24 protein-coding genes and 1 tRNA gene are annotated in these 26,998 nt (G+C 47.3%); 15 read left to right on the top strand and 10 right to left on the bottom strand.

Annotation, left to right across the window (positions count from 1 at the left end; genetic code table 11):
- Nucleotides 1–81: 81 nt before the first annotated feature.
- The 8 genes from FJ023_06240 to FJ023_06275 all read left to right on the top strand — a co-directional run bounded on the left by FJ023_06240 (nt 82) and on the right by FJ023_06275 (nt 9,167).
- On the top strand, nt 82–861 hold the full coding sequence (locus FJ023_06240; protein ID MBM4446936.1) for an SDR family oxidoreductase: 780 nt from the start codon (nt 82–84) through the stop codon (nt 859–861).
- A 90-nt stretch (nt 862–951) separates the two neighbouring features.
- Complete coding sequence (locus tag FJ023_06245) at nt 952–1,884, top strand: SDR family oxidoreductase (protein ID MBM4446937.1); 933 nt, start codon at nt 952–954, stop codon at nt 1,882–1,884.
- Nucleotides 1,885–2,102: 218 nt separating this feature from the next.
- Nucleotides 2,103–3,305: an acyl-CoA dehydrogenase gene (locus FJ023_06250; GenBank protein MBM4446938.1), complete on the top strand. Its 1,203-nt coding sequence runs from the start codon at nt 2,103–2,105 to the stop codon at nt 3,303–3,305.
- Between the two features lie 27 nt (nt 3,306–3,332).
- Nucleotides 3,333–4,466 (top strand): acyl-CoA dehydrogenase, encoded by a 1,134-nt coding sequence (locus tag FJ023_06255; protein MBM4446939.1) that lies wholly within the window; start codon nt 3,333–3,335, stop codon nt 4,464–4,466.
- A gap of 230 nt (nt 4,467–4,696) precedes the next feature.
- Nucleotides 4,697–6,526, top strand: coding sequence for a hypothetical protein (locus tag FJ023_06260; protein ID MBM4446940.1), 1,830 nt, complete (start codon nt 4,697–4,699; stop codon nt 6,524–6,526).
- A gap of 22 nt (nt 6,527–6,548) precedes the next feature.
- Complete coding sequence (locus FJ023_06265; protein ID MBM4446941.1) at nt 6,549–7,127, top strand: hypothetical protein; 579 nt, start codon at nt 6,549–6,551, stop codon at nt 7,125–7,127.
- Between the two features lie 120 nt (nt 7,128–7,247).
- Nucleotides 7,248–8,120 (top strand): branched-chain amino acid ABC transporter permease, encoded by an 873-nt coding sequence (locus tag FJ023_06270; protein MBM4446942.1) that lies wholly within the window; start codon nt 7,248–7,250, stop codon nt 8,118–8,120.
- On the top strand, nt 8,121–9,167 hold the full coding sequence (locus FJ023_06275; protein ID MBM4446943.1) for a branched-chain amino acid ABC transporter permease: 1,047 nt from the start codon (nt 8,121–8,123) through the stop codon (nt 9,165–9,167).
- 77 nt (nt 9,168–9,244) lie between these two features.
- Here FJ023_06275 and FJ023_06280 read toward each other — a convergent pair whose 3' ends face one another.
- The 5 genes from FJ023_06280 to FJ023_06300 form a co-directional block, all read right to left on the bottom strand.
- On the bottom strand, nt 9,245–9,952 hold the full coding sequence (locus FJ023_06280) for an ABC transporter ATP-binding protein (protein ID MBM4446944.1): 708 nt from the start codon (nt 9,950–9,952) through the stop codon (nt 9,245–9,247).
- A gap of 28 nt (nt 9,953–9,980) precedes the next feature.
- On the bottom strand, nt 9,981–10,757 hold the full coding sequence (locus tag FJ023_06285; protein MBM4446945.1) for an ABC transporter ATP-binding protein: 777 nt from the start codon (nt 10,755–10,757) through the stop codon (nt 9,981–9,983).
- Nucleotides 10,758–10,761: 4 nt separating this feature from the next.
- Nucleotides 10,762–12,468 (bottom strand): long-chain fatty acid--CoA ligase, encoded by a 1,707-nt coding sequence (locus FJ023_06290; protein ID MBM4446946.1) that lies wholly within the window; start codon nt 12,466–12,468, stop codon nt 10,762–10,764.
- 252 nt (nt 12,469–12,720) lie between these two features.
- On the bottom strand, nt 12,721–14,478 hold the full coding sequence (locus FJ023_06295) for a long-chain fatty acid--CoA ligase (GenBank protein ID MBM4446947.1): 1,758 nt from the start codon (nt 14,476–14,478) through the stop codon (nt 12,721–12,723).
- A gap of 78 nt (nt 14,479–14,556) precedes the next feature.
- A complete protein-coding gene (locus FJ023_06300) occupies nt 14,557–15,360 on the bottom strand; it encodes an enoyl-CoA hydratase/isomerase family protein (GenBank protein MBM4446948.1) in 804 nt (267 codons plus the stop codon).
- Between the two features lie 154 nt (nt 15,361–15,514).
- Between FJ023_06300 and FJ023_06305 the strand changes: the two genes are divergently transcribed.
- Nucleotides 15,515–16,018, top strand: a complete 504-nt coding sequence (locus FJ023_06305; GenBank protein ID MBM4446949.1) for a hypothetical protein — start codon at nt 15,515–15,517, stop codon at nt 16,016–16,018.
- 144 nt (nt 16,019–16,162) lie between these two features.
- Here FJ023_06305 and FJ023_06310 read toward each other — a convergent pair.
- A tRNA-Pro gene (locus FJ023_06310) sits at nt 16,163–16,236 on the bottom strand.
- A 95-nt stretch (nt 16,237–16,331) separates the two neighbouring features.
- On the opposite strand from FJ023_06310, the gene FJ023_06315 reads away from it, so the two are divergent.
- From FJ023_06315 to folE, 5 genes are read left to right on the top strand one after another with little or no spacing between them, the layout of a single operon-like run.
- Entirely contained in the window at nt 16,332–17,621 is a 1,290-nt protein-coding gene (locus tag FJ023_06315; protein ID MBM4446950.1) for a hypothetical protein, read from the top strand.
- 9 nt (nt 17,622–17,630) lie between these two features.
- Nucleotides 17,631–18,929, top strand: a complete 1,299-nt coding sequence (locus tag FJ023_06320; GenBank protein ID MBM4446951.1) for a homoserine dehydrogenase — start codon at nt 17,631–17,633, stop codon at nt 18,927–18,929.
- Between the two features lie 12 nt (nt 18,930–18,941).
- A complete protein-coding gene (locus FJ023_06325) occupies nt 18,942–19,994 on the top strand; it encodes a threonine synthase (protein ID MBM4446952.1) in 1,053 nt (350 codons plus the stop codon).
- Between the two features lie 44 nt (nt 19,995–20,038).
- Nucleotides 20,039–20,617 carry a flavin reductase family protein gene (locus tag FJ023_06330; protein ID MBM4446953.1) on the top strand — a complete coding sequence of 193 codons (579 nt, stop codon included), beginning with the start codon at nt 20,039–20,041 and terminating at the stop codon, nt 20,615–20,617.
- 29 nt (nt 20,618–20,646) lie between these two features.
- Nucleotides 20,647–21,213: a GTP cyclohydrolase I FolE gene (gene folE / locus FJ023_06335; protein ID MBM4446954.1), complete on the top strand. Its 567-nt coding sequence runs from the start codon at nt 20,647–20,649 to the stop codon at nt 21,211–21,213.
- A gap of 2 nt (nt 21,214–21,215) precedes the next feature.
- Here folE and FJ023_06340 read toward each other — a convergent pair whose 3' ends face one another.
- Genes FJ023_06340 through FJ023_06350 form a run of 3 tightly spaced genes read right to left on the bottom strand, consistent with a single transcriptional unit; the run spans nt 21,216 to nt 25,001 of the window.
- Nucleotides 21,216–22,451: an FtsX-like permease family protein gene (locus FJ023_06340; GenBank protein MBM4446955.1), complete on the bottom strand. Its 1,236-nt coding sequence runs from the start codon at nt 22,449–22,451 to the stop codon at nt 21,216–21,218.
- On the bottom strand, nt 22,448–23,116 hold the full coding sequence (locus FJ023_06345; protein ID MBM4446956.1) for an ABC transporter ATP-binding protein: 669 nt from the start codon (nt 23,114–23,116) through the stop codon (nt 22,448–22,450). Before FJ023_06345 ends, FJ023_06340 begins: the two co-directional genes overlap by 4 nt.
- A gap of 49 nt (nt 23,117–23,165) precedes the next feature.
- On the bottom strand, nt 23,166–25,001 hold the full coding sequence (locus FJ023_06350) for an efflux RND transporter periplasmic adaptor subunit (GenBank protein MBM4446957.1): 1,836 nt from the start codon (nt 24,999–25,001) through the stop codon (nt 23,166–23,168).
- 349 nt (nt 25,002–25,350) lie between these two features.
- Between FJ023_06350 and FJ023_06355 the strand changes: the two genes are divergently transcribed.
- Nucleotides 25,351–25,995: a class I SAM-dependent methyltransferase gene (locus FJ023_06355; GenBank protein MBM4446958.1), complete on the top strand. Its 645-nt coding sequence runs from the start codon at nt 25,351–25,353 to the stop codon at nt 25,993–25,995.
- Here the strand turns inward: FJ023_06355 and FJ023_06360 are convergent.
- Entirely contained in the window at nt 25,960–26,991 is a 1,032-nt protein-coding gene (locus FJ023_06360) for a phenyltransferase domain-containing protein (protein MBM4446959.1), read from the bottom strand. The genes FJ023_06355 and FJ023_06360 overlap by 36 nt on opposite strands.
- Between the last annotated feature and the right edge of the window lie 7 nt (nt 26,992–26,998).

Below are 26,998 nucleotides of genomic sequence, written 5' to 3' on the forward strand. Positions count from 1 at the left end.
CGATTTCTCCGAAACGCTGTAGTAAACTGGTGTTTCGCGAGATTAGTCAAAAAACTAACATAAGGAGGTAATCAGATAAACATGGGAAAGCTAGATGGAAAGGTAGCTGTTGTCACTGGAGCAGCACGTGGCATAGGCGAGGCTGATGCGCTGTTGTTTGCCAAGGAGGGTGCTGCTGTTTTGGTGAGTGACGTTGACGAAGCCCCGTTGAAGGAAGTGGTCCAGAAGATAAAGACTGCTGGGGGAAAGGCCGAAGCTTGCGCTGGCGATGTTACAAAGCTAGAAGATTGTCAAAAAATGATGGATACAGCAGCGGAGAAATTCGGCAAGATTGATATCCTGGTCAACAACGCCGGACTTACCAGAGATGCCCTGATACATAAGATGACTGATGCCCAGTGGGATTTGTGTGTTGATATTAGTCTTAAGGGAACCTTTAACTGTATTAGAGCTGCCTCTAAATACATGATGAAGGAAGGACATAATGGGCGGATAATCAACGTGGCCTCAGTAGCCGGGCTGATGGGAAACGTTGGGCAAATTAACTATTCTGCTGCTAAGGCAGGCCTCATTGGGCTCACTAAGACGGTAGCCAGAGAATGGGGAAGATTTGGCACCACCTGTAATGTCGTTGCTTATGGTTTCGTTGATACCCGGTTGACCAGAGAGAAAGAAGCGCAGCAAGAAGAGGTGGGTGGTGAACTGGTGGGAATACCCAAGAAGGTCAGGGATATGGTTCTTCTGCAAATAAAACCGATGACGCCTGAAGATGCTGCCAAGCCTGTCCTGTTCCTAGCTTCGGATGATGCTGCCTTTATCACCGGTCAGGTATTTAATGTTTCATCAGGGATGTATATGTAGATTTTACCGTTCTAGCTTGCTGTGGTTCGACATGTGACGGATATGGCATTACTCGTCTACTAACAACTGAACAGTGTAAGGAGGCCCAAAATGGCAAAAAGGCTAGAAGGTAAGGTAGCGGTAGTTACCGGTGCTGGGCGTGGCATTGGTAGAGGTGAGGCATTAGCCCTGGCTGCTGAAGGAGCCAAGGTGGTGGTTAATGACCTCGGTGGTGCAGGTGATGGTACTGGTGCCGCTAAAACCCCGGCTGCGGAGGTGGTTCAGGAAATTGAAAAGCTGGGTGGAGAGGCCGTCGCTAACTATGACTCCGTAGCCGCTCCAGAAGGTGGGGAAAACATCATAAAGACGGCAATTGATACTTTTGGCCGGATTGACATTGTAGTCAACAACGCTGGCATCCTCAGAGACCGCATGGTTTTCAATATGAGTGAAGAGGAATGGGACGCGGTCATCAAAGTTCATTTGTATGGTACTTTCCATTGTACAAAGCCGGCGTGTGTTTATTTCAGGCAGCAGAGAAGCGGCAGGATAATAAATACCTCTTCCACATCCGGGTTAGGTAACATGGGACAAGCCAATTACAGTGCTGCTAAGGAGGGGATTGTCGGTTTCACCAGGACGGTAGCCAGAGACATGGGGAGATATGGTGTAACTTGCAATGCTATCCGTCCCAGTGCCGGAACAAGGCTAACCTTGACGCCGGAACTGAGAGCCGCCTGGGAGAAGGCTAAAGCCGAAGGCTTTCGTCCTGTATCGGCTGGAATAACGCTAGATGATTTGCAAAAGATGACCCCTGATATGATAGCACCCTTAGTTGTATACTTGTGCACTGATGAGGCAGCGAACATAAACGGTTATACTTTCTTAGTTGGTGGTGGTGAAATAGGTATTTATTCCGAACCAGAGGTAAGAAGCCGCATATGTAAAGATGGTATATGGACACTGGGTGAGCTTATCAGCATTGTGCCTAAGACTCTGGCTAGGGAATTGATAAACCCGGCACCACCGCAACCACCGAAATAATAGGCCGGTGATATTTACCTGCGTGGTATTATGGACCGCTTGAATATTGAAATTCGGTAATATCTACTATCTGCATAAATATGTGATACATTGTAGGTACTACCAAAAGTTGAGTTTTCATATCTGGTAGCAGTCCCATTTATTGCGTCAGTATTGCTCGTCATGACGAATGCATATGTTGAGTCTGCCAAGACTAACCAAGTTCGAGGAGGCTGAAAATGGATTTCAAGCTTAGTGAGAAAGAGAAGACTCTCATAGCAGAGATTGCCAAATTCGCCAAAAAAGAGTTGCCTGAGGATTTTGTTGGCACTCATCTAATTGACCAGGAATACAGAGACTTTGAATTTGAAATATCCATGTCTAAGAAGCTAGCCCAGAATGGGTGGCTGGTTATGAGTTGGCCGAAGGAATATGGGGGGCAAGGCGCTTCTTTAACGGAACAAACGGTGTATGAGATGGAGATATCCTATTGGGGGATACCAGGGGCGTGGATGGGTATAAGTGGCACACAATGGGTTGGTCCCTGCCTTATGATGTTTGGCACGGAAGAGCAGAAAAACAAGTATCTGCCGTTAATTGCCTCGGGAGAACGAGATGGTGTCTGGTGCACGGGCTATAGTGAGCCCAACGCAGGCTCTGATCTTGCTAACCTGCAGACCCGGGCTGTAAGAGATGGAGACTATTACATTATCAATGGCCAAAAAGTGTGGACTAGCAAAGCCCAGCATTCGCGATGGTGCTGGCTTCTGGTCAGAACCGATTCCACTGTCGCCAAGAAGCACCGTGGGCTCAGCCTCTTTATCGTGGACATGAAGAGCCCAGGAGTTACAGTTAACCCTATATTGAACTACTACGGTCGGCATCACTTTAATGAGGTATTTTTCGATAATGTGAGGGTTCCGGCTTCTAATCTGGTCGGTGAGGAGAACAGGGGGTGGTATCACCTAATGCAAGCGCTCGCGTTTGAAAGACGTAGTGTGGCACCATTAGCCTATGGAAGTTCCAAGAGATTGTTGGAAAATCTAGTTAAGTATGTCAAGGAGACTCAGCGCCAAGGTGAGTCCTTGAGCCAAATTCCTGCTATTCGCCATAAGTTGGCTGAGATGGCAATAGACGTTGAGATAGTTAAACTGTTTGCCTACCAGTTTACTTGGCGGGTATCGCAAGGTGCAATACCCGCCTACGAATCATCGAGGAACAAGATTATGGGTGACGACGTGCTTAGACGTATGGCTATTTCTGGGGCAGAGATTTTGGGAGTCTACTCTCAAGTTGATCCGGATTCAAAATGGGCTCGACTCAAGGGAACCATTCAAGGGGCTTATCTCGGTTTCCCCGGTGCCATGATTGCTGCTGGGACTGCCGAGGTGGAGAGAAGCATTATAGCTCAATTTAGATTGGGTTTACCCAAATCATATTAGTCGCTTACGGAGATTATAGGAGGCGATATGGACTTCAGTTTTACGGAAGAGCAAGAAATGCTCCGGACTATGGCGAGGGATTTTCTGGCCAACGAATGTCCCAAGTCTAAGGTCAGAGAGTTGGATAAAGACGAAAAGGGCTATGATCCACAGATGTGGCGTAACATGGCGGAACTGGGATGGATGGGACTTGTTTTCCCGGAGGAGTATGGAGGAACAGGAGCCAGTTTTGTTGACCTGGTAGCCTTGATGGAGGAAATGGGAAGAAACATCGTACCAGGCCCTTTCTTTTCTACTATTGCCCTCTGTGCCTTGGCCATTTTAGAATTCGGCACAAATGAGCAGAAAGCTAAGTTCTTACCGCAAATAGCCAAGGGCGAGACTATTTGGACCTTGGCTTCGATGGAACAAACAGGTAGCTATGAAACCTCAGAGATAAACCTCAGCGCTCGCCCTGACGGTGATGACTATGTGCTAGAGGGTGAGAAGATTTTTGTCTCCGACGCCCATGTAGCCAATTACATCCTTGTGGTAGCGAGGACAGGCAAAGGCAAAGCACCACAGGCAAGAATCACAGTGTTCATAGTTGATGCTAAATCTCCAGCACTTAGAATAGAAATAATACCCACTATGGCGGGAGACAGGCAGTTCCAGGTGATTTTCAATAAAGCTAAGGTGTCCAAGAATGATATCTTGGGAGCTGCGGGTGGAGGTTGGGAAGTAGTCAATTTCATCTTGCAGAGGGCCGCTGTCTTGAAATGTGCTGAGATTTCAGGCGCATGTCAAGCTGTCCTCGATATGACTAGTGCCTATGCCAAAGAGCGGGTGCAGTTCGACCGACCTATCGGGTCTTTCCAGGCAGTCCAACAAAAACTGGCTGATATGCTTATAGATATTGAGGCGATTCAATATCTTGTTTATCAGGCGGCCTGCGGCATAAGCGAAGGCGAGCCATCTCAGCTGCAGATTTCTGTAGCCAAAGCCAAGGCAAGCCAAGCTTACGAAAAGATTTGCATTGATGGAATCACGGCTCACGGAGCTATTGGCTTTACCTTTGACCACGATATAGGACTATATTTCCGTCGTGTCAAAGCAGCGGAGTTTGCTGCTGGAGACGTTGACTTACACCGGGGGAAAATAGCTGCTGAATTAGGACTCTAGATCCGATGGTATTGACATACTGTGGTATAATGATTTTCAGACCTGTGTCTCTATCTTATTTTTAGGTGTGTTTCAAATTAGCCAGATGATGTATAAAGAGATAAAACTTGGTGGAAGGGGGTGGTAGTATCGAGTAGTAAGGCTTAGCATTCTGGGGCAAACAATGGTCGATGAGTGTTTGTCAGCAGAGAAAGCTCTAAGGACAAATAGTGTAGGAGGTTAATGACTAAGTGAAAAAGTATGTGTTTATATCGTTGGTCTGCCTTTTGTTGGTAGCGTTAGTTCTTCCTGCCTGTGCTGCACCTAAAGAGGAAAATGTCATAAAAGTCGGCATCATTGGGCCAATGACGTTCCCAGAGGGCGAAAACCACTGGATGGGAGCTGAGTTAGGAGCCGCGGAAGTCAATGCTGGCGGTGGCATAAAAATAGGTGACCAAACATATACCATCAAATTGATTAAGGCGGACTCTAATGAGGTGCTCAGCATTACGGATGCAGCTTCAGCCATGGAAAAACTGATAACCGTGGACAAGGCGGACTTTGTCTATGGTGGCTTCAGGACAGAGGGTGTATTCCCCATGCAAGACGTAGCTATGAACTACAAGAAGATATTCTTCGATTATGGTGCCGCTACTGCAGCGCTCTGCGGGAAAGTAAACGAGGATTACGATCGCTATAAGTACTTCTTCAAAGGAACTCCGTTCAACGAGTACTTCTTGATCGGCAATGTTTTCATGGTTACGAGCTTGATTAAGGCCGAGCTTATAAAGCAGCTAAACCTAGACACAGTGAGGGTTGCCATAATAGCTGAGAAACTGGCGTGGACTGAGGCGATGATAAAAATTGCCGAGGCGAGACTGCCAGGGATGGGGATGGAAGTCGTTGGGACATGGCGCACGTCAGATACAGCCACAGATGTCAATGCTGCATTGGCAGCTATTGCTGCTAAAGAACCCCATATTATCTTCTGCATATTCTCGGGACCGGTAGGTATCACCTTTGCTAAGCAGGCAGCCGAGTTACAAATCCCAGCCTGCTCAGAAGGCATTTTCGTCGAAGCGCAGAAAAGCAGCTTTATGGAGGCAACTGGTGGTAAGGGATTATATATAACTACCCTAAATACCTACTCAAGGGAAGTAGTATATAATGACAAAACACAACCCTTCGTCACTGCCTTCGTGAACAAATATAACCAGCTCCCGCTATATACTGCTGCTACCTACGATGGCATGCATGCGTTAAAATTGTTCTTGGAAAAGGCCCAAAGCATGGATCCCGATGTCTTAGTCCCCGTTATTGAAGGCACGCCGTTCACAGCGACGTCTGGTAATGCGGCCTACTTTAAGATGGGCGATAAGTGTCCCCCAAACTGTGCACATGACCTGATATATGGCCCTGGTTATGTGACCGGCGCCGCCACTCAGTGGCAGGATACGGACCCAATCATGGGGTCGAAAGTCATCTGGCCACAGTCTTATGAAGGTGTAGCTGCAGCGTGGAAAGATGTAAAGTACGGTGGTACCTACCCGTACATGATACCACCGAATGTAGTCGCGAAGTTCAAGCGTGAAGCGCCAGCGGCACCGCCAGAAGGCGAAAAACCAGCCGGACCTAAGCTTTCTTTCAAGCCAGTTGAGTACACCAATGCTGAGTTTGGCTTCTCTTTACAATATCCCAACAATTACACGAGGGACGCAGCGGAAGAAAAAGATGCCACCAAACTCTACGCTAAAGCCGGGACTGTTCCGGTAATATCTGCCTCTGTTAGGGAACAAGCTACCTTTGCTGAGGCTGTAAAAGCTGCACTTGGGCCAAAGAGTAAAGCAGGTACAGACATCACGGTTGGCGCTGAGAAGGAAGTAACTCTAGCAGATGGTAACAAAGCTACCGCGGCCAAAGTTGACTGGACGGTTTCGGCAGGATTTGCAGGTGAGACCTATGCTCTCGGGGTTAAGAAGGGCGACAAGTGGATTCTAGTTACCATAACTACTGTTGCCATGCTTATACCTTACGACGAAGCTCAGTTCTCCGAGATAGCCGGAACCTTAACAGTTAAATAACTGATGTTTTTAAGGAGGTGTGGTGCTAAAAAAGACATATAAATTCGCGATAGTGTCCGTTGTCATGTTGCTTGTTTTGGGTCTGACCTTGCCAGCGTGCACGTCAAAGAAACCGGCTGATACAGAGCAGCCGTCGGCTCCGGCACAAGCTGCACTGTCTTTTAAAGCCAAGACGTATACTAATGCAAAGGATGGCTTCTCCATTCAATACCCAGACAATTGGGTAGAGCGGCCGGAGATTGTGAGCACGACCATCGTGGCTGCTTTCGGTGTACCGGGATTCGTTCCAGGGGTAAGTCTTAGCGTCCGTGATGCGGATAAGCCTCTGACTGCCGATTGGATCGTTGCAGCAAACACGGCCGAGGGGAACGTAGGTGTTACAGTTGACTCGCCACTCAAGGAGACGACTTTGGCAGATGGTACCCCAGCCATCGAGTACAAATCAAGCTTTAAGAGTTCAGGGTACGACATTGTTTCTTTCGGTATCAGCGCAGACAAAGATGGCAAGCGGATCCGTGCAACTGTATGGACCATAGACGCGTTCTCTCCTTACGATGAAGCCTTGTTTTCGGAGATAGCGCACACCTTAACAGTCAAATAACTAAAACTTTTGCAAAGTAGCCAAGGGTAAGCCTATATGGTGACCCCGGGTTGGTCGAAACGTCCCGGGGTCACCATGAGAATAAACGGAAGACATTAAAATAATAAGTTTGGAAGAGTTATGATTCAATCATTTTTGATTCAGTCACTGGTAACAGGGGGGGTATATGCCATGCTGGCTGTGGGCTTCGCGCTCATCTTTGGCGTAGCCCGAATGATAAACCTGGCGCATACCTCGTTCTTGATGCTGGCAGCCTACGGCATGTTTTATTTTACCTCCAGGCTGGGATGGAATGTCGGCTTAGCGATAATCATATCCTTAGTTGGCACCACGCTTATAGGTCTAGTGAGCTACAAGCTATTCATTGACCGGATACGTGAGCACCAGGTAACCGTGCTGCTGATTACCATTGCCCTGGCTATGGTTTTTCAGGAATGCATGCTTTTGGCCTTCAAGGCTCACTTCTGGACAGCACCGACTCTTATTGTGGGGTACTGGGTATTGTTTGGAGTGAAGATTTCCTACCAGTACTTGGTGGTATTGGCGGTAGTCGTGTTTGTTCTGCTTGGCATATGGGCGCTTTTGGCAAAGACAAAACTAGGGATTGGCATCAGAGCCACGGCTCAGGATACGGAAATTGCCAACCTGATGGGGATTAGCGTTCCCAGGATACTCTTGATAACAATGGGCATGGCCACGACGCTGGCAGCTATTGCAGGTGCTGTGGTTGCCCCGCTGTGGACTGTTCACCCCTATATGTGGGCGGGCCCATTGGTAATGGTTATGGCAATTGTGGTGCTAGGTGGATTAGGGAGCGTCAAAGGTAGTGTTGTCGGTGCTTTTATAATAGGGCTCGTTGAGACAACGGTTGTTTTCTGGCTCCCCGGAGGCGCCTTCCTGAGCTCGGCATTTGCCTTGCTGGTTATGGTAATAATACTTGTGGTCAGACCCGAGGGTCTATATGGCATAGTTTTTGAAGAGGAGAGACTATAATTGTTAAGAAGACTATTTAAGGATTTCCAGGGTGATGTGTTGGCAATTCCGGGCAGACTTATAGCCCTTATCTTTTTCCTGCTCTTGTTTATTATCCCTCTAATTACGAACGAGCCTTTTGTCCTGCGTACCTTTATCTTTGCCAATGTGTTCGTTATTTTTGCCGTGAGCTGGGACTTTATATCCGGATATACTGGCCAAGTGAACTTCGGTCATGCCTTGTTCTTCGGTGTTGCCGCCTACACGACAGCGCTGCTGAACAGGGAACTTGGCTATCTTGGCTTACAGCCGTGGGCAACGATACCGATTGCGGCTCTTGTCGCCGTAGGAGCGGGAGTGCTCATGTGCCTACCTGCGTTAAGATTGAGAGGGCCTTATCTATCGCTGGTGACTTTAGCCTTTCCTCTCATCTTACTTGGGGTCATCAAGGCTTTTCCTGATTTTACCGGCGGCGAACATGGTATTTCTGGCTTACCAGGCATTGCTGATACTAAAACGGGTGAATACTACATATCTTTGCTGGTTATGATTGTTTCGGTGTTCATAATGTGGAAGCTTACCGATGCCAGAAGTGGCCTTGTCAGGACTGGGATTATTCTTCATGCTATACGTGAGGATGAGATTGCGGCTCGAGCCACTGGAATCAACACCATAAGATACAAAATGCTGGCTTTTGCCGTAGGCGGCTTTTTTGCCGGAATTGCTGGTGGCTTATTTGCTCACTTTATGAGAATCGCCGGGCCATCAAGTCTGGACATGATGTTGTCCTTTCAGGCGATAATATGGACGGTTTTTGGCGGCATTGTCAGTATCTATGGAGCGGTGGTTGGGGTTTACCTTCTCTATCCTCTGATGGAATTATTGAGGGTTATTCCTGAACTGCGTTATCTGATTTTCGCATTTTTAGTGATAGTGATTCTGCTTTTCATGCCTGAGGGGATTGGAGTTTGGATAAGAGACAAAATTGAGCGGGAATGCCCGCGTTGCAAATTATCTAATGTGGCTTTGCGACATACCTGCAGGGCATGTGGCGCCTCCCTGTACTAAGAAAAGTTTGGTTTTAGGGACCATTTTAGGAACCTAGGAAAGTCATATAAGTTCTTTAGGCTTAGGGAAGTCAGGTCTTACAAGCCTAGGTATGTCTTTCTAATAGTTTCGTCTTTGAGCAAGTCTTTGGCTGTTCCCTGGGCGATTATATGTCCCCGTGACATGACGTAGTTTCTTCCTGACAGGTCAAAGGCGAAGCTGATATCTTGCTCAGCCAAGAGTATGGTAACGCCCAGCTCGTGATAAATTTCCTCTATGCGTTTAAACAGGTCTTCCTTGAGCCTTGGTGCTAGTCCGCTTGAGGGCTCATCGACCAGCATAAACTTTGGTCTGCGCATTAGTGCTCTACCGATAGCCAGCATTTGGCGTTCCCCACCGGATAATGTGCCTGATACTTGATTTGCCCGCTCCTTTAATCTAGGAAACAATTCATAGACCTTGTTGAGACTATCGTTGATTACCTTCTTATCCTTAACCAGATAAGCCCCGGCGAGCAAATTGTCGTGGACCGTCATTTCAACAAAGGGCCTGCCTCGCTCGGGACAAAGTAGCAGACCTCTCTTGGCTATTTCAGAGGCGGAGAGCTTTTCAATGCTCTCGCCTTCGAACTCTATGCTTCCTTTAAAGGTTATGTCTGCCTGTCTCGTTCCCTTCAATACCTCCTTCTCCCAGTTTATCAATCCTGCTATAGACCGGAGTAGGGTGCTCTTCCCTGCACCGTTGGGACCAACGAGACCTACCAATTCGCCTTTTTCAACCTTAAGGCTGGCGTCATCCAGCACCATAGCTGTGTCATAACAGACGGTTATGTTTTTAGCTTCCAGCAATGAGCACCTCCTTGCCTGTGTAGGCTTCAATAACCTGCTTATTTTTGGATATTTCTTCAGGTGTACCTTGGGTGATGATTTCGCCAAAGTTAAGTACAATCACCCGGTTCACTATCTTCATCAGTTCACTGAGCTTGTGTTCTATAATAAGCATAGCTGGCCCTTCGCTGTGGAGTCTGCCAAATCTTCCGCCCTTGTGCAATCTTTTCATTGATTTTGCCACAAGCTCTGTTTCTGCAGGATTCAGTCCGCCGAAAGGCTCATCGAGGATAAGCATCTCCGGTTCGGTGGCAATTGCCCTGGCGACTTCCAGCCGTTTTAAGTCACCGTGCGACAGAATGGAAGCCTGTTCCAGAGCCATGTCGGCGATACCGACGAATTCTAGGGCATCTCTTGCCTTTACTTCGGCTCTTTTGACCCATTCGCCACGTTTGGTTATCCTTGGGCAGAGACAACCTACCATAACATTGGCGATAATGGGCAAATGGCGGAAGGGCTTTACTACCTGGAAAGTTCCTACCATACCCTTTTGGACTATCTCCCAGGGGCGGCATTTTGTTATATCTTTGCCATTAAATATGACTCTTCCTGAGTCAGGCTTCAATATGCCGAGCATACAACGTATGAGTGTAGTCTTCCCGGAACCGTTTGGCCCAATCAGGCCGACGATCTCATCCCTTTCTATCTTGAAGCTCACATTATTAACAGCAGTCAGCCCGCCAAAGGTCTTGGTTAAGCCTTCAACTTCCAAGAACGATGCCATTTTACTACTCCTCTCTTAGCTCTCGGCGAGATACTTTGCCTACGTCTGTCTTAGGCACCTCGCCTCTGAATTCTACGATTGTTGGGCATTTGTATGCAGCCAACCTTTCAGCGCAATATTTCATGATGTCCAATTCGGACAATTTGCCCCTTGCCTCTGTCTCAAGTACGACTACTGCTTTGACTTTCTCTCCAACCTCAGGGTCGGGGACTCCAATTACACCTGCTTCTTTAATTTGCGGATGAGCGGCCAGGACTTCCTCTACCTCCCTGGCAAATACAACCTGCCCCTTGTGCTTGATCATATCACGTTTTCTGTCGTAGAAGAAGAAATAGCCGTCTTCATCCATTCTGCATAAGTCGCCGGTTCGAAGCCAAATTTCGCCGTCGATATCTGCGAATGTTTCCTTAGTTGCCTCTGACTTATCCCAGTATCCTACCGCTACTTGTGGACCTTTGACTAAAAGCTCGCCTATCTCGCCAACGGGAAGAAATTTTGTACTATCAGGATCGGCTATTCCAGCTACGGTGTTAGGTAGGGGTACACCGAAAGAGCCGACTTTTGTCTTCCTGTATGGGTTGATCATTCCCACAGAGGTTGTTTCAGTCATCCCCCAACCCTCGTGGATTTTAGCGCCTGTCCGTTTTTCCCAGCCTTTAGCCGTGTCCTCAAGAAGGATGTCGGCGCCGGAGACAAGAACTTTGATGCGTTTCCAATCGACTCTGTCGGTGCGGTGATAATCCCTAAGGTATTCATACAAAGACGCAACGCTGAAAAAAATAGTTGCCTTGAAACCTTCCGTAGCATTCAACAGGTCGTCAAGGTCAATGGTGGTGAATATTACCAAAGTATAGCCCTGAGACAATCCACCCAGCATGACTACTGCTTGACCATAGATATGATAGAAGGGCAAATAGGCCAATAGGGTCTCCTTGCCCTCCTGGACAATATCACCCCAGAATTTGTCGCCAAGACGTTGGGAAGAGATGTTATAGTGGGTTATCATGACACCTTTGGGCAGCCCTGTCGTTCCTCCCGTGTAGGGCAGGGTTACTAAATCCTCTCTAATGTTGAATTTAATTTTCGGTGGATTAGGTGGATAGTTTTTAATCAAGTCCTTGAATTGATAAAATCCCTCTCTTTCGTATATTTCAGCGGGTGGCGCTGCCATCTTTTGATACACAGCCCGGAGTACGCTGCTGCCCATGAACCTTTTCAGCCACGGCAAATAATCGGTGATGTTGACCAAGATGACCTTATCTAGCTTGACTCCTGCCCGTTCAACATTATCGTAAAGATTATCCTGACAGATAATCATTCTGGCGCCACTGTCTTCAATTTGATGTTTGATCTCAGGACTGACATAAAAAGGGCTGATAGCAGTCAGGACAGCTCCAGCTTTTAGGGCTCCGAAATAGGCTATGACGAACTGGGGTGAGTTCAGTAGTAGTAAAGCAATGCGGTCTCCTTTTTTGACTCCTAAATCATGTAGGGCTGTAGCAAATCTATCGGTGTGGTCTCTCAACTCGCGGTAGCTTATCTTCCTGCCGTAGAATATCAGGGCAGTTTTGTCTTTCCATTTGTCTGTGGCTTCGTCAAAGGTGTCGACCGCGGACTGTTCTGGAATTTCGATATCCTGTGGTACCTCTTTGAGATAAAACTTTAGCCATGGTCTTGATTCGTATATAGCCTTGTTTGTATCGACCGCCATCATGTCACCTCCTCATTTACTATGAGCAAAGTATAGCATAGCATTTGTGTTTTGCCAACATGGAGCAGGTGTCTTTGTGTTATTTAATTGGGAGAGAAACCTACCCACGATTGATTTTTTGGCTCTCTGAAAGTTTCTCCTGATACTTGCATCATAGCACAAAATTCCCCGTTTGAGAAGATTATATTGCCTCTTCTTTTATCCAGCTAATGCACTCGAAGTGCCTGTTGCAGGCAGCTCACCGAAGCTATTTTATAATTCGTCCTCTCTCAGTTCCCGGCGAGATACTTTTCCAACATCTGTTTTAGGCACTTCACCCCTGAACTCTATAACTCTGGGGCATTTGTAGTGAGCCATATTTTCCGCACAATACTTCATAATTTCATCTTCTGAGACTTTGCCTCTTGCTTCTGTCTCAAGAACAACGATTGCTTTGACTTTCTCTCCAACCTCCGGGTCAGGGACTCCGATGACCCCGGCCTCTTTAACTTTTGGATGAGCGGCCAGGACCTCCTCTACCTCCCTGGCAAACACAGCCAGACCCTTGTATTTAATCATGTCACGTTTTCTATCGTAGAAAAAGAAATAGCCGTCTTTATCCATTCTGGCTAAGTCGCCGGTTCGAAGCCAGGTTTCACCGTCGATAGGCGCGAACATTTTTTTCGTCTCTTCCGGCTTATGCCAGTATCCTTTGGCTATTTGTGGCCCTTTGATTGCCAGCTCGCCTATCTCGCCAACGGGAAGAAATTTGGTACTTTCAGGATCGAGAATTCCAGCTACAGTGTTAGGTAGAGGTACACCAAAAGAGCCGACCTTTGTTTTCCCGTATGGGTTGATCATTCCCACAGAGCTTGTCTCAGTCATTCCCCAACCTTCGTGGATTTTAGTATTTGTCCGTTTCTCCCAACCTGCCGCGGTATCCTCAAGAAGGGAGTCAGCACCGGAGACGAGGACTTTGATGCGCTTCCAATTGACTCTGTCGGTGCGGTGATAATCTCTGAGGTATTCATACAAAGACGGAACGCTGTAGAAAATGGTTGCCTTATTGCTTTCGATTGCGTTTAACATGTCATCGAGGTCGGGGGTAGTAAATATCACTAGGGTGTACCCCATAGACAATCCTCCCAGCATACTCACCGCCTGACCGTATATGTGGTAGAAGGGCAAATAGGCTAATATGGTCTCCTTGCCCTCCTGGACAATATCACCCCAGAACTTTTCGCCTAGGTATCGGGCAGCGGTGAGATTGTAATGAGTTATCATGGCCCCTTTGGGCAGCCCCGTTGTTCCTCCCGTGTAGGGGAGTGTTACTAAGTCCTCCCTAATGTTGAATTTAATTTTCGGTGGATTGGGCGGGTAGTTCTTAATCAAGTCCTTGAATTGATAGAATCCCTCTCTTTCGTAGATTTCAGCAGGTGGCGCTGCCATCTTTTGGTACACAGCCCGGAGCACACTGCTGCCCAAGAATTTTTTCATTCCCGGCAGGTATTCGACGATGCTGGTCAAGATAACCTTATCTAGCTTGACTCCTGCCCGTTCAACATTATCGTAAAGGATATCCTGACAGACGATGATCTTGGCGCCACTGTCTTCAATTTGATGTTTGATCTCAGGACTGACATAAACAGGACTGATTGCAGTTAAGGTAGCCCCGACTTTAAGGGCTCCGAAATAGGCTATGATGAACTGAGGCGAGTTCAGTAAAAGCAAAGCGACCCGGTCTCCTTTTTTGACTCCTAAGTCATACAGGGCTGTAGCAAATCTATCGGCGTGGTCTCTTAACTCGCGGTAGCTTATCTTCCTGCCGTAGAATATTATGGCAGTTCTGTCTCTCCATTTATCCGTAGATTCGTCAAAGGTTTCGACCACGGACTTTTCTGGAATTTTGACATCCGGCGGCACCTCTTTGAGATAAAACTTTAGCCACGGTCTTGATTCATATTTTGCTTTGTTTGTGTCGGCTTTCAATGTATCCTCCTCTTTTGCTAAACGCAAAGTATAGCATAGCATTTGTGTTTTGCCAATATGGGGCAGGTGTCTTTGTGTTATTTAATTGGGGAAGAAACGTGCCACGATTGATTTTTGGCTTTACCTGTTCTTCCAATGAGGCTCTCTCCTCTCGGCAAAGGCTCGAGAACCTTCTAGCCGATCCTCGGTAGTAAACAGCTGCTGGAGCAGCAGGTTCTCATAGGCCAGTCCTTCTCTTAGGGGTGTACCGATACCTCGGGTGATGGCTTCTTTACAGGCGTGAACTGCGAGCTGGGAATGTTGGCAGATAGTTTCAGCCAGTTTAGTTGCTTCAAACATGAGTTGCTCGGCTGATACTACCTTGTTAACCAGTCCTATGCGGTAAGCCTCCTGGGCACTGATTCTTTCCCCAGTGAGAATCAACTCCAGTGCTCTACCTAAGCCAATCACCCGGGGTAACCTCTGGCAGCCGCCATCTCCTGGCATCATGCACCAACGTACTTCTTGGTGCCCGAACTCAGCGTGGTCTGCAGCGATTCTGATGTCACAGGCAAGTGCGATTTCATTGCCGCCGGCAATGCAATAACCGTTGATGGCAGCGATGATTGGCTTCCAAATTTCCATGCCCCTGGTGATGCCGCCGAATCCTGGCCCATTCCAAGCAAGCTCTCTTGATTCCTCTATAGTTTTCCAGGGAATATGGATAGGCTCCTTCAGCATCTCTTTCAGGTCCCAACCAGCGCAAAATGCTTTGTTCCCAGCACCGGTTAGTATGGCGACATAGAGCTCAAAGTCTTTTTTGAAATCCTGCCATATCTCATTCATTGCCATCCAGGTCTCGGAATTGATACAATTCATTGCTTTTGGACGATTGATGGTGATATAGGCGATATGTCCCTTCTTCTCATATAGAACGGTTGACATGTAAAAGCCTCCTTTACTTGGTTTTATCTTAAAATTATACGATATTAGGGGCTGTCTGGCATATGAAACTGTTCAGATAAGTAGGTGACACTCTGCTTCTTTCACAGTATAATCAGGTAGATTGTTTAAATAGTAACCCTATAAGGAGGTTCGAATGAGTAAAAATAAAAAAATTTGGTTTCTACTTCCAGGGCTTATTGGCTTGTTGCTTAGTTCCCTCGTTGCTTGTGGTAATCTTGGTTATACCACATACACAAATGAGCAGTTTGGGTATACCATCAGTTGTCCATACACATGGTATGGCGAGGTGTCTACAGACGGGACAAAATGCCTCATATCAGATCCGGGCCGTGGAGCTTCAGTTATGATAGATGTAGCAAAAGCTATGCCGCCCAAGGTTGCTGCCAACTTCTTGATTATGTCAATATCGGAAGGAACACTGGGGAAGGAAGTGACCATGATAGAAGATAAGCCGATGCAAGGCTCTTGGGATTGGTATCTTTCCTATGATTACGAGATGACCTCTGGCATCTTCCATGGTGAGGCCTATTTTAAGCAGACGGAGGAACATATTTATAAGTTAGACACGGCAGCGCTTAAAGAAGGGTATTCCCGCTATCCTTTCTCCACAATAATCTCATCCTTTAAGTTGCAATAACGAAGTGAGTTAGCCTCCTCTATCACTCAGTTGGCTATTGTTGCAACCAGAGTATGCCTCTGAAGACAATAGCTCTGTTTTCAAAGCGTTAGCCGGATTCCTAAACTGCCTGGTGCCCAAATATTAATATTGGACAAGTAGGTATCGGGGTGGCCGGATTTGAACCGGCGACCACCTGAACCCCATTCAGGTGCGCTACCAGGCTGCGCTACACCCCGTGGTTTTGCTTCAGGCAATATGTTATCATAAGTAGCCAATTGAGACAATGTAAATTGCGCTCAAGTTATATTTAAGCAAGAAAGGAACTTCGACCTTGGCTAAGAAGAGAACGAAGGCCGAATTGAAACGGCCACCTACCAAGCATCAATTGTCTAGATGGCAACGCCAGCAACGCATCCAGCGTATTATAGTCATTGCGGGGACTCTTTTTTTTGTTTTGATTGTCAGTTATATCGGCTATGGATATTACGATGAGCAAGTTAAGCCGCTTCATCAACCTGTGGTGAAAATAAATGGTACTGTCTTTGATATGGATTATTACATAAAGTCGCTTGAGCTTTACAGCAAAGGGATGGATGCTACTGCGACCTCAGACATGGCAGACAAGCTTGTCGGAGTGATGGAATACAGTGAGGTAATAAGGAGAACATCTCCAGACCTTGGTTTTAGTGTGAGTGCAGACGAAATAGATAGTGAGCTTAAGAATCTTGGGCTTCCTGATGATAAGGTGTATAGGGATGCAATTAGCGCCACATTGCTGACATCTAAAGTGCTGCAGAACTATTTTGACCCGAAAGTGCCGACTGAGTGTGAACAAGTGCAGGTTCAAGCGATGTTTTTAGAAAGTAACAAGGTAGCTAATGAGGTGATAGATAGGCTGGTAGCTGGAGATGATTTTAGCTCTCTGGCGAAGGAATACTCTGTGGAAGCAATAACCAAAGAGTTTGGCGGTGATCTAGGCTGGCTGCCTAAAGATTTTGCTGATGTTTTCTTGGGGGATTTAGGAAATTCATTACTTAAAGACATTGCTTTTAACCTTGAGCCGGGAGTGCTCAGCGAACCGACTTATGATAGCTCAGTTACTAAAGGGTTGGGGTATTGGCTGGTGGAAGTGATTGAAAAGGACGAGGAGCAGGGTAGCCATGCCAGAGGTATGCTATTAGGTAGTCGGCAAGAAGTAGAAGAAATAAAGGCCAGGATAGAAGCTGGAGAAGATTTTGGCGCTTTGGCCAAGGAATATTCGCAGGATTTAGCGAGTAAGAAGCTGGGAGGTGACTTAGGTTGGATACAACAAGGAGGCTTGCCGCAAGAAGGGGAAATTGGCAGTTGGGTTGCTGCGGGATTTGCGCTGCAGCTTGAACCAGGCGTTCTGAGTCAACCAGTGGCCGATGACTCTGTCAAGACTAAGGGAGGTTATTGGCTGGTCAAGGTCGTGGATAGAGATGACAGTCGGGCGTTCGGGGATGAGGCTAGGGGGATGCTGAAGATGAAACTTTTTGAAAACTGGGTTAATGAGCAGAGAGGAAAAAGCTCGGCAGAAAGTTATTTGACCGAAGAACAGAAATCTTGGGCAGTAGCTCGAGTTCTTAAGGACAGGGGGTAGACTACTATGGTGGCCATGGAGAGTATTGGTATCGGTTTGATGGGTTTAGGTGTAATCGGTGGTGGTGTGGCCAAGGTGTTAATAGACAAACCGGATACTTTGACTAGAGAAGCAGGCAGCAAACTGGTCTTAAAGAAGGTGTTAGAGAAGGACCTAGCCAAGCACGACTCATTGGGAATGGAGCGTGGCATTTTTACCACTAAATTCGAGGAGCTAATTGGGCATCCTGAGGTTGATATAGTTGTGGAACTCATGGGCGGTGAGCAGCCTGCCTTCGAATATATAAGAGAGGCTCTAACTCGCGGCAAGCACGTTGTCACTGCTAATAAAGAGGTTATGTCCAAACACTGGAGCGAGCTTTTGGCTGTGGCTCGAGACCATCAGGTGGCTCTTCGCTACGAGGCTAGTGTTGGTGGTGGGATACCTTTAATTGCTCCGTTTCAGGAAGACTTGGTGGCTAATGATATTTCAGCTATTTACGCCATTCTTAATGGTACCACTAATTATATTTTGACTCGGATGGCCAAGGAGGGTCTGGATTTCTCCGTGGTTTTAAAAAATGCTCAGGAGTTAGGTTATGCTGAAGCCGACCCAGCCAAGGATATAGAAGGAGTCGATGCTGCCTATAAGCTGGCCATTCTGGCAACCATCGCCTTTGGCACTGAGGTTAAACCGGAGAATGTATACCATGAAGGAATTTCACGGCTGCAGGCTCGGGATTTCCGCTATGCTCGAGAGCTAGGTTATGCTATAAAGCTTTTAGCCATTGCCAAGCGAGTCGGAGAGTCTGTTGAAGCTCGTGTTCACCCTGTATTTATCCCTGAGGATTCTCTGCTGGCTAAGGTGGATGGTGTTTATAACGCCATTCATGTAGAAGGAGATTTGGTGGGTAAAGTCATATTCTATGGTGAGGGAGCTGGCCCCAGAGCGACTTCAAGTGCTGTTGTCTCCGATATCATAAAGATAGCTCAAAATATCAACAGTGAGGCGGCCAGTGTTGTCCCCAGGTTGCCCTTTGCTAGTGGACGTACTGTGAAGCCTATGGCCCAAATAGAGACAAGATACTATATGAGAATGAGTGTCGCTGACCAAGCGGGCGTTTTGGCACAAATATCTAAGATATTGGGCGACCACGCTATTAGTATTTCTTCGGTAATTCAGAAAGAGACTGACCCATCTACTAAGATTGCTGAGATTGTTATAATGACTCATCCAGCTAGAGAACAGGCAGTTCAGCAGGCCCTAAAGGAAACTGAGCGTTTGGCTATAGTCAAAGAAATCAGCAACTTTGTCAGAGTGGAAGCTTAGTTAGGGGAAGCAATGGGACGTGGAGTTTTAATCAGATACCGCGATTTTCTGCCGATTACCCCGGCTACTCCTCTGATAACTCTGGGTGAAGGTGATACTCCCCTGGTCAGGTCTGTTGCCGTGGAGAAGGAGCTTGGCTGCGGTGAACTTTATTTCAAGCTTGAGGGTTGTAATCCAACCGGCTCTTTTAAGGACAGAGGTATGGTTGTAGCTATCGCGAAGGCTGTGGAAGAGGGCAGTCGGGGTGTAATCTGTGCCTCTACTGGCAATACCAGTGCTTCGGCTGCTGCCTATGGAGCTAGATTCGGCCTCGATGTTATCGTTATTGTGCCAAAAGGTAAGATTGCCGTTGGAAAGCTGGCTCAGGCTATTGCTTACGGGGCTAAAATTATCGCTGTACAAGGCAATTTTGATCAGGCTCTCCAGATAGTCCGTGATTTGGTTCAAAAACACCCGGTTACGCTGGTCAATTCACTAAATCCATATCGTATTGAAGGTCAAAAGACGGCGGCTTTCGAGCTTGTCGATGATTTAGGCGATGCTCCTGATTATTTTTTCATTCCGGTGGGCAATGCCGGCAATATCACTGCTTATTGGAAGGGCTTTGTCGAATATAAGCAGGCTGGTCGGGCGAGTCAGACTCCGAAGATGATGGGTTTTCAAGCTGAAGGAGCAGCGCCTATAGTCAAAGGCAGAATCGTTGAGAAGCCTAAAACCTTAGCTACTGCGATTCGAATTGGCAATCCTGCCAGCTGGCAAAGAGCAGTAGCTGCCAGGGATCAATCAGGCGGGGTCATTGACTGTGTCAGCGATGACGAGATTCTGGCTGCCTACAAGCTGCTGGCAAGGCGAGAAGGAATTTTCGGTGAGCCAGCCTCAGCAGCTTCTGTGGCTGGACTCATTAAGATGGTTAAGCAAGGGCTGAAGCTTTCAGGCAAAAAAGTGGTCTGCATCATCACCGGCACCGGCCTTAAAGACCCCAATCTTCCGGCAAAGTTTGTTGAGCCATTCCCAGAGCTGCCTGCTGACATAAAGGTAATTGAGCAAACTCTAGGTTGGCGTTGACTTCTTTAACCATCGTAGAGTTGAAGGTATAACGAGAACAACTCATGCCGAGGATAAACACAGAAGACGTTGGTGAGTTCTATCAGCATTACCCAAAAGTGGCAGCTATACTTACAGTCAATGCTGGAGACAAGAAAAATGCTATGGCAGCCGCATGGCACAGCCCCATTTCCTTTAAACCTCCGCTTTATGGGGTAGCTGTAGCACCTAAGAGATTTACTTATCAGCTTATTTTGGAAAGCAACGAGTTCGGGATTAACTTTGTACCCTTTGAAGCTGCTGAACTTGTAGCCTCGGTTGGCGGCAGCGGTGGCAAGGAAATAGATAAGTTCGCTAAATTTGGCATTACAGAAGAAAAACCTTTAAAAACAAACGTACCAATTCTGAAAAATGCCTACGCTGCCTACGAGTGCAAACTCATGGACAATAGAACCTATGGTGACCATGTCTGGATAGTGGGTGAAATTGTAGCTGTGCATTTTACTGATGATTTTTTCACGAACAAGGGAACACTTGATTTGAGCAAATTGAATCCAGTGCTTTATCTCGGAGCAGAACTTTACATAACTACCAATAGAGAATCCGTACTATCGCTGGATCGAGAGACTTACGGAAGACGTTAGTGAATAGTAATTCATGAGAGGAGGCAGCATTGGTTGACATAACTAAGATTGAAGCAGCGGTATCAGCGATAATCGAAGCTATCGGTGATGACCCTCGAAGAGAAGGGCTGCAAGGCACACCGAAACGGATCGCTGATATGTATACTGAACTTTTTGCAGGTTTGGATATGGATGCTAAGACAGAATTGACTGTGGGTTTTGAGGTGGGGCATCGTGAAATGGTAATATTGCGGGATATTCCCTTTTACTCCATGTGTGAGCATCATCTGCTGCCATTTTATGGAGTAGCTCATGTTGGTTATATTCCAAATAAAGAGGGACGGGTTGTCGGCGTTAGTAAATTAGCGCGGGCGGTGGAGATATTCGCCAAACGTCTTCAGCTACAGGAGAGAATGACGTCGCAGATCGCTGATGCCATTGTTGAAGCACTTCAGCCGGATGGAGTGGCGGTGGTCATACAGGCAGAGCATTTGTGTATGACCATGCGGGGTATCAAGAAGCCGGGGAGCAATGTTATTACCTCAGCGACTAGAGGTCTTTTCCGTACCAGGGCAGCAACACGTGCCGAGTTTCTTGCCTTGGTCCAAGGCAGATAGCGCTATTCGTGACGCAGGGATTCAATTGGGTCAAGTCTGGCAGCTCTGTAGGCTGGGTAAACGCCGGAAGCTAACCCGACTACAACTGCTACCATTATGGCAATAATTACAATGTCAAGTCCCATGGGGGCTTTGACGGGGTACGGTCCTAGTTGTACGCCAGTAATAGCCCAAGTTCCCAGTGCCGCTATAGTGAGGCCGATTATCCCACCACTAAGGCTGAGCATAGCTGATTCTATTAGGAACTGACGTAGAATATCCCGCCGTTTGGCCCCCACAGCCTTTCGGATGCCGATTTCCCGTGTGCGCTCGGTTACCGAGACCAGCATTATGTTCATTATGCCTATGCCGCCGACAATAAGAGAAATAGCACCAACACTGCCTAAGAATACCTGCATGATGCCGAGTACCTCACGCATGCGGTTGAGGATTTCCTGCATATCAATGACTGTGAAGTCATCGTCCTCGTTTTCTCTGATATGATGGCGCTGACGCAGGATGGCAGTGACCTCTTCCCTGGCAGCATTTATCTGGTCGGTACTCATTGCTTTGACAGCGATAGTTTGAATAGGTCTGCCCCGGGTAGTTGTCTCCCCCAAAATTCTTGACTGCATAGTCGTTATGGGTATCATTATGAAGTCATCAGCGGAGCCTATAAAACCGCCTTTCTTCTCGAAGACGCCGATAACCTCAAACTGAGTCCCGCTTATGCGGATGGTTTTGCCTACAGGGTCCTCTGTGTCAAAAAGGTCAGTGGCTGTTTTGCTTCCCAGTACGGCGACATTGGCTCCTCTCTTGACATCCTGTTCAGAGATGAATTCCCCTTCGGCTACGGGATAGCTGATAATTTGTGAAATCTCGGGCGTAGCACCCATGATGTCAACATTGCTATTTTCATTGCCATAGACGACTTTAGCCAGTTTTTCTGAAATGGGGGAAACCAAATCTACTGATGGAGCTCGATTAGAGTTAGCTATAGCTTCGGCATCCTCGATAGTCAGGCTTCCTGTGGCTCCTGACATTCCCTGCATCATGGTGCTGGCGCTGGTGATGTAGATGGCATTGGCACCCATACTCTCGAAGATGCTAGTGATATTGGCTTCGTGCCCTCTGCCGAATGATACCAGGAAGACGACGGCCCAGACTCCGATTACGATGCCAAGAATGGTCAAGCCAGACCGCATCTTGTTATTGTACAGGACTTGCCATGAACTGATAGTGCTTTCCCAGATGTTCATATCTTTTTCTCGCTCACGATTTTACCGTCTCGAAGATGAATCGTGCGCTGTGTATAAGCAGCGATGTCATTTTCATGAGTGACCAGGACTATAGTGATGCCCTGGCTATTGAGTCGCTGTAAAAGAAGCATTATTCCTTTGCTTGTCTGTGTGTCCAGATTGCCGGTGGGTTCATCGGCTAGAATAAGCGATGGGTTGGTGACTAAGGCTCGGGCGATAGCTACCCGTTGTTGTTCGCCGCCGGATATCTCAGAGGGGCGGTGTTTAGCCCGCTGAGTCATGCCCACTAGTTCCAGAGCTTCAAAAGCACGCTGGTGTCTATTGCCGACGCCACTGTAGACTAGGGGCAATTCGACATTAGACACAGCCGTGGCCTGGGGTAATAAGTTGAAAGATTGAAAGACGAAACCTATTTTCTTGTTTCTTATTTCAGCCAATTCGTCATCCTTCAGGTGGCTGACGTCTGTTCCGTCAAGGAGATATTTCCCGGAAGTAGGTCTGTCCAGACAGCCGATGAGATTCATCAGGGTGGATTTTCCTGAGCCTGATGGACCCATGATCGAGACCATCTCTCCCGCCTCGATGCGGCAGGTTACTCCATCCAGGGCGGCAACCTCGACCTCTCCCAATTTATAGATTTTTACTATGTTCTCTAGGTCAATCATTGCTGGTAATAAGGCTAGCCTATCTCATTTCAATAGTGGACTTGTTTTCTTAGAAGGATGAGGACGCTCGACCACGGGTTGCCTCGACAATAATCTTTTCTCCTTCGCTGATTCCGGAGATTATCTCGCTGAACTGGTCGTTCTGAGCACCTAGAATAACCTGTCTTTTTTCAGTTGTGACTTTCTTCTCATCTATTATCACATCCACCCAGTAGTCTCTAGGAGAGCCTTTGATAGACCGGTTGGGTATTAATAGCACATTCTCATGTTTTTCCACGATGATGTCAGCGGTGGCGGTCAAGCCTCCTTTAAGCTCTGTTTCAGTGGGGTCGAGGGAAATGGTCACCGCGAACTCAACCACTCCGGTTGTCTGCGTGCCGAAAGGTGAGATGAAGGTCACCTTGCCCTTAAGCTCGGCATCGGGTAGTGCGTCCACGATTATGACAGCCTCCTGCCCCACCTTCACTTTATAGATATCTATTTCATCTACCACGCCATCCATTTTGACGGTGCGGGTGTCCACCAGGTGAACGGCGGTCTTGGACGAATAGTCGAAAGACGAAAGCTGGTCATTTTCTTTCACGCCGATATCGACGACGGTGCCGTCAAAGGGAGCCAGTATTTCCGTCTTCATAAGTGCCTCCTTGGCATTCTTTAGCTCGTTTTCAGCCAGCTTCAGATTGAGATTGTAGCCTCTAAGGGCTTTCAGATTAAGGCCGCTCCTGAAAATCAGCTCGTTGTTCTCAAGTATCGTCTGGCTCATTTCGATATCATGCTGTGCCATGCGCAGAAGCGTGTTCAACTCCAGTGCGTCACAACCCTCATCCTCTTTACAGGCTTGTATCTTTTGTAGGTTTTCTTCAACCTGCCTCAGCCAATCGAGGGAGGTTGATGTATCGGGATAGGGAATTGGCATCAGCCCTGTCGTTCCAGGTCCAATATACTTCTCAGTCGGGAGGTAATAATTCGGATCATAGGTTGGATCGGGGATAAGGGGAGGTGGTGGAGTGGGGTTAGGCATAAGTGGAATTGGTTGAAAATTGGGATTAAGTATCCATTCAATAGTTAGTCCTTGCATCGCCAGTTGTCCACAACAGGCTCCTATTCTTTGAGATATTCTTATCCTGCCGCTCAGGCTTTTTACTAGAAGATGAGTTTCCTTCAATTTTTGCTGTGTTGTATCCAGTGCGGCTGAAGCTTCGGCGTATTTACCCTGCTCTATGAGTCCTTGTATCTCAGCTAACCTCTGAAGGTCTTGCTTGAGGAGTTCAATTGCGTCGTTTATCTCTGGATATGTTTCAACTGCCTGACCTAAAATGTCGTAGGTTTCCAAGGGTATATTTCTCTGTGTATCTTTTAGCATATAGTAGCTGGCTTCAAGGTCTTGTATAGCCAGGCGTAGTTCAGCTGCAGCCTCCTGGTATTTGCCTTGCTGGAGAAGTTTCTGCACTTGCCTTAGCTCCTCTTGAGCCTGCTCCACCTGGAGGACAGTGCTGGTGTCAGGATACATTTTTGGATAGCCCATCAATGCCGGGTGTATCTTTTCCACCAGTTCATTCATGGCTAGTTCTACATTATACTGGGCTGAGGCTACGGCTAGCTTTTGAGTGGTGTCATCCAGTTTGGCTAGTAGTGCGCCTTCTTTGACCTGCTGTCCCTCGACGACAAATACCTCTTTAACTGTGCCTGGAGTGCCAAACTTCAGTTGGCTTTCATGCGGCATGTTGAGATTGCCATCAGCAGAGATGGTAACCACGAGGTCGCCTCGCATTACCTCGGCTATCTGCTTCTGACTCGCTTCTGGCTGTTTACCGCGGCAACCGGCAAAACCTATTGTGGATATGACTATAAGCAGTATGATTGCTGTAGTTAGTTTATTTTTCATCGTATATCGGCTCTCCGTTCTTCATAGAGTGTTAGGTATTGTTTCCTCAATGTTATGCTGGCGTAAGAACTTTTGAATGTGACTGGCTTGTTGAATTCGGGCATCAAATCGATATTATAATACTTTTGGAAAAAGTATGCTACGGGGGGTACCTGCCATTGTGGGGGACATAAGCCCTGAAGCAATCTCGTCTTTGTATGTCATTCTGAGGAGCGGAGCGACGTGGCAAGCTCTATGGTGAGTAAGCCAGGTATATGATTGCCACGCTTCGCCGCAATGACAGGCAGGGCATTCAAAAAGCCTATAATTGAAACCAGTGCTGCGAAGATGTATTCTATCTACTAAACAAATGGAAACTGAGAATCCGATACCATCATTTATTTCCCAAGTCAAGGGATTTCTGGCTGAGGAGGAGGGGTTGAGGTTGTTTGATTTAGCTTTGGAGGTATGTTCGCTTGGCCCGTGTCTTGAGATAGGGAGCTTTTGTGGCAAGTCCACAGTATATCTTGGCATTGCCTGTAAGATGAAGGGAAAAACACTTTTCTCCATTGACCACCATCGAGGTTCTGAAGAGCAGCAGCCCGGGCAGCCGTATTTTGATGCTGACCTTTTTGATAATACGACCGGTCTGATTGATAGTTTCCAGTACTTTCGAGCTACGATACAAAAAGCAGGGTTAGAAGAAGTGGTTGTGCCCATGATTACCAAATCACATGTGGCAGCTCGAGATTGGGTTACTCCTTTGGGCCTGGTTTTCATAGATGGTGGCCATAGTTATGAAACAGTTATGACAGACTATCAGTGCTGGTATCCACATTTGCTGCCTGGCGGGTTCCTTGTCTTCCACGATATTTTTTTAAACCCGGCCGAAGGAGGGCAAGCCCCATACGAGGTTTACAAGGTGGCGCTGGCCTCGGGGCAATTTGAGGAATTGCCTATGACGAAGACACTCGGGGTACTACGGTGTCATGGGCCCATGGTGGTCAAGGAGTAGGTTTGTGGGAGACATGGGTCTGAGCATATCGGCTGCCAGAACTACTGCTGCCGATGTCCATGTTGGCTTTTCTTCAGGCCAGATTTCTCTGTCTGGCAGTGCTATGCCGTAAAAGTAGGCGCCGTCATCATCCCGCAACTGGTGAATCCAATTGAAGACTGTTGCCGAGTCTTTATATTCGCCATGTACTGCCAGGGCAATAGCCAGCTCACTTGTCTCTGCGGCGGTGACCCATCCCTGTTCTAGGCTACAGAGGCAGCCAAAGCCATCGATAACAAATTTATCCCAGCCGCTGGACAGACGGTGCTTGGCATCGTTACTATTGATGACACAGCACATCGCCGGGTAATACCAGTCCATGGCAAATGTGAATTTATTTTCTTGAGGTGTACTAAGTACGCAGGGCATTTCCTGAATCGCTTTTGCCAGAGCAGCATTTGCCATTTTCCAATCAGTTCTCTCTTCGCCTAAAATTAAGGCAATAGAAAGGGCGCTCTTAATGCTTAAATAGGTCGAGCTGCAACTGCTTATTAATGCGGTGGGATATATAGCGTCGGCGCTATCTCTAGCCCAGTAAATCTCACCGTTAGGCCCTCTCATAGCTAGCACAAAATCGATTGCAGTTCGGACTGTGGGCCACATTTTATTGAGAAAAGAAGGGTCACCGGTTATCAAGTAATGGTGCCAAATTCCAACGGCAATATATGAAACGCTATGTGAAACCTTGTAGATTTCCAGCGGCTGCCCATCCTTGTATGAAGCATACCAGCTTCCATCCTCTAATTGAATTGCGGCGAGCCAATCATAAGCGCGTTCTGCTTCGGTATGGCAATTGCCGATATCTATCGCCATAGCACTTTCAACATGCGTCCACGGGTCTGTAATCCCCCCCTGGAACCAGGGGATTGAGCCATCTGCCTGTTGTACATCCACGATGGAGCCAACCGTAGGGTTCAAATATTCTCTTGAGAGGTAATTATCAAGCTTCAGCTTCATTTTGGAT

Source organism: Chloroflexota bacterium (assembly GCA_016875875.1).
GTDB lineage: Bacteria > Chloroflexota > Dehalococcoidia > GIF9 > UBA5629 > 9FT-COMBO-48-23.

Excerpts from the sequence above, each read along its gene's own strand:
- FJ023_06290 (MBM4446946.1), bottom strand. The coding sequence starts at position 12,468 with ATGGCGGTCGATACAAACAAGGCTATATACGAATCAAGACCATGGCTA.
- FJ023_06300 (MBM4446948.1), bottom strand. The coding sequence starts at position 15,360 with ATGTCAACCGTTCTATATGAGAAGAAGGGACATATCGCCTATATCACC.
- FJ023_06325 (MBM4446952.1), top strand. The coding sequence starts at position 18,942 with ATGGGACGTGGAGTTTTAATCAGATACCGCGATTTTCTGCCGATTACC.
- FJ023_06345 (MBM4446956.1), bottom strand. The coding sequence starts at position 23,116 with ATGATTGACCTAGAGAACATAGTAAAAATCTATAAATTGGGAGAGGTC.
- FJ023_06280 (MBM4446944.1), bottom strand. The coding sequence starts at position 9,952 with ATGGTGCTGGATGACGCCAGCCTTAAGGTTGAAAAAGGCGAATTGGTA.
- FJ023_06255 (MBM4446939.1), top strand. The coding sequence starts at position 3,333 with ATGGACTTCAGTTTTACGGAAGAGCAAGAAATGCTCCGGACTATGGCG.
- FJ023_06350 (MBM4446957.1), bottom strand. The coding sequence starts at position 25,001 with ATGAAAAATAAACTAACTACAGCAATCATACTGCTTATAGTCATATCC.
- FJ023_06330 (MBM4446953.1), top strand. The coding sequence starts at position 20,039 with ATGCCGAGGATAAACACAGAAGACGTTGGTGAGTTCTATCAGCATTAC.
- FJ023_06305 (MBM4446949.1), top strand. The coding sequence starts at position 15,515 with ATGAGTAAAAATAAAAAAATTTGGTTTCTACTTCCAGGGCTTATTGGC.
- FJ023_06245 (MBM4446937.1), top strand. The coding sequence starts at position 952 with ATGGCAAAAAGGCTAGAAGGTAAGGTAGCGGTAGTTACCGGTGCTGGG.
- FJ023_06295 (MBM4446947.1), bottom strand. The coding sequence starts at position 14,478 with ATGCTATGCTATACTTTGCGTTTAGCAAAAGAGGAGGATACATTGAAA.
- FJ023_06285 (MBM4446945.1), bottom strand. The coding sequence starts at position 10,757 with ATGGCATCGTTCTTGGAAGTTGAAGGCTTAACCAAGACCTTTGGCGGG.
- FJ023_06355 (MBM4446958.1), top strand. The coding sequence starts at position 25,351 with ATGGAAACTGAGAATCCGATACCATCATTTATTTCCCAAGTCAAGGGA.
- FJ023_06240 (MBM4446936.1), top strand. The coding sequence starts at position 82 with ATGGGAAAGCTAGATGGAAAGGTAGCTGTTGTCACTGGAGCAGCACGT.
- FJ023_06250 (MBM4446938.1), top strand. The coding sequence starts at position 2,103 with ATGGATTTCAAGCTTAGTGAGAAAGAGAAGACTCTCATAGCAGAGATT.
- FJ023_06360 (MBM4446959.1), bottom strand. The coding sequence starts at position 26,991 with ATGAAGCTGAAGCTTGATAATTACCTCTCAAGAGAATATTTGAACCCT.
- FJ023_06270 (MBM4446942.1), top strand. The coding sequence starts at position 7,248 with ATGATTCAATCATTTTTGATTCAGTCACTGGTAACAGGGGGGGTATAT.
- FJ023_06340 (MBM4446955.1), bottom strand. The coding sequence starts at position 22,451 with ATGAACATCTGGGAAAGCACTATCAGTTCATGGCAAGTCCTGTACAAT.